General features: G+C 66.6%; 2 protein-coding genes. Both read right to left on the bottom strand.

Going from position 1 to position 1,292, the window contains the following annotated elements; all coding sequences use genetic code 11:
* Positions 1-527: cytochrome bc complex cytochrome b subunit (locus tag ACFDS6_RS15805; RefSeq protein WP_375273064.1), on the bottom strand; the 527-nt coding region annotated here is incomplete at its 3' end.
* A 10-nt stretch (positions 528-537) separates the two neighbouring features.
* Positions 538-1,125 (bottom strand): ubiquinol-cytochrome c reductase iron-sulfur subunit, encoded by a 588-nt coding sequence (gene petA / locus ACFDS6_RS15800; RefSeq protein ID WP_375273063.1) that lies wholly within the window; start codon positions 1,123-1,125, stop codon positions 538-540.
* Positions 1,126-1,292: the final 167 nt, after the last annotated feature.

Genomic DNA, 1,292 nt, shown 5'->3' with positions numbered 1-1,292 from the left:
TCGCCGACCAGCGGGATCGCCGAGAAGAAGCCGGTGATGACCTGCGCACCCCAGAAGCTCATCTGCCCCCAGGGAAGCACGTAGCCCATGAACGCGGTCGCCATCATCAGCAGGAAGATCGTGACGCCCAGGAGCCACACCATCTCGCGCGGCGCCTTGTACGAGCCGTTATAGAGCCCCCGGCCGATATGGATGTAGACCACGGCCAGGAACATCGACGCGCCGTTGGCGTGCGCGTAGCGCAGGAACCAGCCCGCGTTGACGTCGCGCATGATGCTCTCGACCGAGCCGAACGCGACCGCGCCGTTGGCGGCGTAGTGCATGGCGAGCACGACGCCCGTCACGATCTGACAGACCAAGGCCGCGCCCGCGAGCACGCCGAAGTTCCAGAAATAGTTGAGGTTGCGCGGCACGGGATAACCCGCGCCGATCGCGTTGTAGACGAGGCGCGGCAGCGGCAGCTTCTCGTCCACCCACCGCATCAGCGGCTGCTTCGGCTCGTAATGCTTGGCCCAGGGAAAGCTCATAGCTGCTACCTCAACCCACCGTCACGACGGTGTCGGAATTGAATTCATAATCGGGAACGACCAGGTTCTTCGGCGCCGGACCCTGGCGGATGCGGCCCGCGGTGTCGTAGGCCGAGCCGTGGCACGGGCAGAAATAGCCGCCGAACGGGCCCTTGTTCTCGCCCTCGCCCGCGCCCAGCGGCACGCAGCCGAGGTGGGTGCAGACGCCGAGCGTGATCAGCCAGTTCTTCTTGCCCGCCTTGGTGCGCTCTTCCAGCGTTTGCGGGTCGCGCAGGGACGACACCGCGACCGCGTCGGCGGCGGAAATCTCCGCCGGGGTCAGGTTGCGCACGAACAAAGGCTGCTTGCGGAACGACGCCTTGATCGCCTGCCCCGGCTCGATCTTGGAGATGTCGAGTTCGGTGGTCGACAGCGCGAGCACGTCGGCCGACGGGTTCATCTGGTTGATCAGCGGCAGCACGATCGCGAGCGCGCCGACGCCGGCGAACGACACCGCGGCGATGTTGATGAAGTCGCGACGGCGCGGGTCGTGGAAGGTGTCGTCCGCGAGCAGCGCGGGATCCTCACCCGGAGGGAGCCTATCGTCGACAGTCGCCATTCACACGCGCCCTTGCATTGCCCTGCGGGGCACGTGGCGATGCATGGCCCGCGTACCCCCATATACGGCCGGCAATCCCCCGCCGGTCCTCATCCGGCCTGATAGCCAAGGCGTCGTCGCTTTGCCAATCCCATTTTGCGGTCGCGCGGCGGCGCGCTAGGAACGCG

Source organism: Sphingomonas sp., assembly GCF_042095875.1.
GTDB lineage: Bacteria > Pseudomonadota > Alphaproteobacteria > Sphingomonadales > Sphingomonadaceae > Sphingomonas.
This window is presented reverse-complemented; position numbering and strand designations above follow the sequence as displayed.

Coding starts and splice junctions, on each gene's coding strand:
- petA (WP_375273063.1), bottom strand. CDS start 1,125: ATGGCGACTGTCGACGATAGGCTCCCTCCGGGTGAGGATCCCGCGCTG.